The sequence below is a fragment of the Micromonospora sp. DT229 genome (assembly GCF_049844505.1).
GTDB lineage: Bacteria > Actinomycetota > Actinomycetes > Mycobacteriales > Micromonosporaceae > Micromonospora.
This window is the reverse complement of sequence record NZ_JBNCLD010000044.1, coordinates 1-4,906: the sequence shown is the minus strand read 5'-3', so window position 1 is coordinate 4,906 and position 4,906 is coordinate 1. Positions and strand designations below refer to the sequence as shown.

The 4,906-nt window shown below is 71.2% G+C and carries 3 protein-coding genes; 2 read left to right on the top strand and 1 reads right to left on the bottom strand.

Going from position 1 to position 4,906, the window contains the following annotated elements; all coding sequences use genetic code 11:
• The first annotated feature begins 277 nt into the window (after window positions 1-277).
• Window positions 278-529 carry a hypothetical protein gene (locus ACLQ2T_RS29155; RefSeq protein ID WP_425769560.1) on the top strand — a complete coding sequence of 84 codons (252 nt, stop codon included), beginning with the start codon at window positions 278-280 and terminating at the stop codon, window positions 527-529.
• Window positions 530-766: 237 nt separating this feature from the next.
• On the opposite strand, the gene ACLQ2T_RS29150 is transcribed toward ACLQ2T_RS29155, so the two are convergent.
• Window positions 767-4,378, bottom strand: a complete 3,612-nt coding sequence (locus tag ACLQ2T_RS29150) for an ATP-binding protein (RefSeq protein WP_425769559.1) — start codon at window positions 4,376-4,378, stop codon at window positions 767-769.
• A 136-nt stretch (window positions 4,379-4,514) separates the two neighbouring features.
• Between ACLQ2T_RS29150 and ACLQ2T_RS29145 the strand changes: the two genes are divergently transcribed.
• Window positions 4,515-4,751 carry a hypothetical protein gene (locus tag ACLQ2T_RS29145; RefSeq protein WP_425769558.1) on the top strand — a complete coding sequence of 79 codons (237 nt, stop codon included), beginning with the start codon at window positions 4,515-4,517 and terminating at the stop codon, window positions 4,749-4,751.
• Window positions 4,752-4,906: the final 155 nt, after the last annotated feature.

Here is a 4,906-nt window from a genome sequence, read left to right as displayed (position 1 = left end):
ACATCATCGCCGCAGCCCTGCACCTGACCCACTTCGAATACAAATACCTACCGGAAAGTCGCTGAGATTACTTCAGTACAAGGGAAAGAAAGTGGGGTGGCGAGTCGGGTACGACCGTAAGCCGCACCCCTTCGGACGGATGGGGAACCGCAAGCACTTCCAGGTTGATGTGTGGCGGCCGGGTAGGAAGGGAAGTCATCGAACCTATCGCGTCCCAGTTTTCTGGTAGTGTGGCTGCCCCGTCAGCGATGCGGACCAGAGGGAAGTGGGGAGACTCTTGAATTCTTTAGTCGCGCAACGAATTGGTGAGGGTCGTCTGGCTGAATTGCAGCTGATGAGCTTCGGCGAACTGGAGCCATTGTTGGAGGAATCTCGCCGGACTGCCGAGGTGGTGGACGGTGTCACGTACAACGTGGTGGCGTATGCGCTACCTGACATCGGTGAGTCTATCCGCGTAGTTGTTGCCGTTGATGATGGAGGAAGTTCCGCCCTCAAGCCGTCGGTGGTCGACTTCATTGTCGAGCCCTGAATCATGGTTTGACGCACGGCAGTTGGCCAGCTGACGCCTGCCGAGACTGTCGTCGTATCTGAAGAGGCATTGCGCGATGAAGCCGGGAGGCCTTCAATTTATTGAAGGTCTCCCGGCTGTTTGCTCAGCGGTATCTGCCAGCTCTGTGGGCGACCCGGATCTCGCTGGGGGTAATCCTCGTGGAAATCCTGATCTCCATGGTTGCGATCAATGTCAAGTTCCATGGGCAGTGCGCGGTCAGCTGGCTAGCGGCTGCGCGCCGGCCGGCGGGTGGGCCGGGGGGTGGGCCAGGGCGAGCAGACCCGGGGCGGCGTTGCGGTGGGCGAAGGCGCGCAGCTCGGTCAGCAGGGGAGCGGCCGTGGTCGGGTCGTCGCCGGCCGTCAGCTCCCGTACCGCGAAGGTCAACGACAACATCCGGTCGGTGACGTCCGGGATGCCGGCGTAGATCTCGGCGGCGGCCAGGTGCAGCTCGGCGGCGTGCCGGTGGTCGCCGTCGGCACCGGCCAGGGCGGCCGTCACGGTCCGCAGCGCCGCCTCCGACCAGGGGGTACGGTGACCGACCTGGTCCAGCATGGCGCGTACCCGGGCGGCGCACTTGCGACCGGCCAGGGTGGCCGCCCAACCGGCTGCGGCGATCCACTCGCCGCTGGCCAGCGCCGGGACCTTCGTCCAGGCCTCGGCCAGCTCGTCGACCAGGGCGGCGGCCTCGTCGGTGCGCCCCTGCACCGCCCGGCACAGCGCGCCCATCGCCAGCATCGTCCAGTGCAGCCGGTGGAAGCCGCTACGCCGAGCGGTGTCCAGTGCGGCCGCCACGTCGTCGTACGGCGGCGGGGGCTGTCCCGCCGCCAGGGGGGTGATGCCGGAGGCCGACCGGGTCTCCGGGGCGGTCGGCGGGGCGGCGGTCGGCACCGGCTGGCCGCGCAGCACCAGCAGGCAGGATCGCAGCCCACGCACCTGCATGTCCCAACTGCCGGTCGGGGTGTGCACGAAGGCCTCGGCGGCGGCCAGCAGCCGGTCGAAGTCTCCCTCGAACCAGGCCCGCATCGCCTCCCCGGAGTAGCTGGTGGTCAGGGTCTGCCCGCTGGCGGTCCGGGCCGGCGCGGCCGAGAGCAGGGCGTTGGAGCGCAGCCAGTCGCCCTCCTCCCGGACCGCGTACGCGAGGTTCTGGGTGGCCCGGGGCAGGGCCAGCAACTGCCGGGCCCGGCTGAACTCGACGATGGCGTACAACTCGTCCAGGCCGGACCGGTCGCCGGCCTGGTAGCGGGCGGTGGCCGCGGTGATCCGGGCGTTGGTGCGGATCTCGGTCAGCCCTAGTCGCTCGCCGATCTGGGCGGCCGTGTCCGCCGCCGCCACCGCCGGGTCGCGCTCGTAGTTGAGCATGTGCAACCGGCCCAACTCGGCGTAGGCGTCCGCCTTCTGGGCGCTGTCCGGCAGCGGCTCGAACAACCGTACGGCGTGGTCCAGGCAGGCCAGGGCGGCCTGCCGGTCGGCGCGCAGCCACGCCGCCTGGCCCAGCAGGGTCCAGGCCCGCGCCGCACACGCCTCGTCGCCGTGGGCCAGCAGCCGGTCGGCCAGGGTCTGCATCTGCTCCGGCCCGCCGCTGGACAGAAAGGCGTTGCCGTCCCGGTAGAACGAGATCTCCGTGCTGAGCAGTTCCAGTTGCAGGCGGCCCACCGGGTCGGAGTCGTCGGCTAATCCGAGGGCACGGCCGGCGTGCCCGGCGGCGGCGTCCAACCCGTGCAGGGCGTACGCCCGGCGGGCCGCCCGGTGCAGTGCGGCGCGGGCGGGGCCGGCGTACCGGGTGGTGTCCATGTCCAGTGACCGGGCGATCTCGTGCGCCGCCCACCGGTGGTGGGCCAGCACCTCGGCCAGGTCGGTGTCCCGGCTCTGCGACAGGGTGTCCAGCCAGTCGGCTGTCCGCTCGTGTCGGGCCACCCGTTCGGTACGCGGCAGCCGCTGGTAGCAGACGTCGCGCACCAGCACGTGCCGGAACCGGTACTCCGGCTGACCGGCCATGGTGGATGCGCCCTGCTCGTGGACGAAGTCCCGCTGCTCCAGCCGGCGCAGGGCCCGTTCGACCGCCTCGACCGACTGGCCGACCGCCGCCGCCACCGCGCCCGGCCAGAACTGCACCCCGACCACGGCCGCGGCCAGCAGCACCGCCCGGTCCTTGGCGTCGAGCAGGTCGATCCGGTTGGCGATGACCGCGTGCACGCTCTCCGGCATCGGCAGGTCCAGGTGCTTCTCCAGCGACCAGCCCCGCCCCGACTGGCGCAGCGCCCCCTGCTCGATCAGCATCCGGACGTACTCGTGGGCGTAGAGCGGGTTGCCCCCGGCCACCTCGACCAGCGGGGTGAGCAGGTCGGCGGAGAAGGCCGCCTGGCCGAACATGTGGGCGTACAGGGCGGCGATGCCGGTGTCCCGCAGCGGCGGCAGGGTGATGGTCACCGAACCGGTGATCGTCCCCGCCCAGCTCGGGTCCCGGTCGACCAGTTCCGGGCGGGCGGTGCAGAGCAGCAGCAGGGGCACGTCCCGGGCCGCCGCACCGAGCAGTTCCACGAACCGCAGCATGGCGTCGTCGGCCCAGTGCAGATCCTCGAAGACCAGCACGGTGGGGCGGCGGGCGGCCAGGGCCAGCAGGAACCGGCGCCAGCAGGACTCCGCCTCCTCGGCCGGCAGGGGGGTGCCGGCCAGGCCGACCAGCGGGCGCAGGGCGTCGACCACCCGCTCCCGCTCGCCCGGGCCGACCAACTCCTCCACGGCCGCGGCCAGCCGCTGGGCGGCCGTACCGGCCGGGTCGGTGTCCAGGATGCCCGCCTCGGCCTTGACGATGTCGGCCAGCGCGGCGAAGGTGACATTCTCCCCGAACGGCGGGCAGCGCCCGATGCGCCAGGTCAGCGGCTCGTCCACCAGCCGGGCGGTGTGCCGGTGCAGTTCCCGGACCAGCCGGCTCTTGCCGATGCCGGCCCGCCCGAAGACGGTGACCACCTGAGGGCGGCGGTCGCGCAGACTGCGGTGCAGGGCATTGACCAGCATGCCCAGCTCATGCTCGCGGTCGATCAGCGGAGTGGCGTCCGGTTCCCGGTCGGCGGGCTGCTGGCGTACCGCGGCCAGGGCCAGCCACACCTCCGTCGGGGCGGAACGCCCGCGCAGGGTGACCGGGGGCTGCTCGTCGTAGCGGATGGTGTCCCGGGTCAGCGCGTGTGTGGCGCCGTCGACCAGCACCCCGCCCGGCGGTGCCACGGACTGCAACCGGGAGGCGGTGTTGACCACGTCCCCGGCCACGATCGCCTGTCCGCCGTCGCGGGCGGCGGCCACGTCGACCAGGGCCTCACCGGTGGCCACCCCGACCCGGAAGCGCAGCCCGTCGGTGCCGGTGGGGGCGAAGCGGGTGAGCACCCGTTGCAGCTCCAACCCGGCCCGTACGCACCGCAGCGCGTCCGTCTCCGTGGCCACCGGCGCCCCGAACAGGGCCATCACCGCGTCACCGATGTACTTCTCGACCACCCCGCCGTACTGGCCGACCACCCGCCGGGCGGCGGAGAAGAACCCGGTCTGCATCCCCCGGACCAGCTCCGGGTCGGCCCGTTCGACGTACGGGGTGAAGTCGATCAGGTCGACGAAGAGCACACTGACCCGACGGCGGTCCTCCTGGGGGATCGCCGGGGCCCGACCGCTACCGGCCCGGGGCGCCCCGCAGGAGGTGCAGAAGGCGACATCCGCCGCCAGCGGGCGTAGGCAGTGTGGGCAGACGGCACCCAGCTCCGCTCCGCAACCACCGCAGAAGCGGTCACCATCGGTGGCGGTGCGTCCACAACGATCACACTGAGTGGCGATGACACCCTCCACTGGTGAGCCCTGATTGCCGGGGGCAGGACCGAGTATCGCTGCCCAGAGGAGTGTCGGGTACCGGGCTGTTGGTTTGTGGACACTCCTCCGAGCAGTGCGGTGCGTGGCGCAACGGCTAGATTCAGAAGCCGATTCGTTGATCGTTTATCTGGGGGACAGCCTCATGGTGTACGTCATGTTGAGCAGCGACTGGACCGACGGTAACGGCGTCACCCACTCGGCCGGTGACTCGGTGGACGTGGACGCCGCGACCCTGGCTCAGCTTCAGGCCCAGGGAATCGTCGGGGAGGTGCCGGGCAAGGGCAAGGACGGCACCGACTGGGCCGGGCCGGGCGGGACCGACTGGGCCGGGCCGGGAAGCACCAAGCCCTGATCATCGCCGAAGCGGGCGATCTGCCCTGATCACAGCACAAGCCGGTGGCGGGGGGGGCCCCCGGTGCGGCCCCCCCCCCCGCGACTCAGGCGACGAGCCCCTCGATGGCCGGTTGATGGACCAGGTCGAGTGCGGACTCCACCACCGCCACGAAC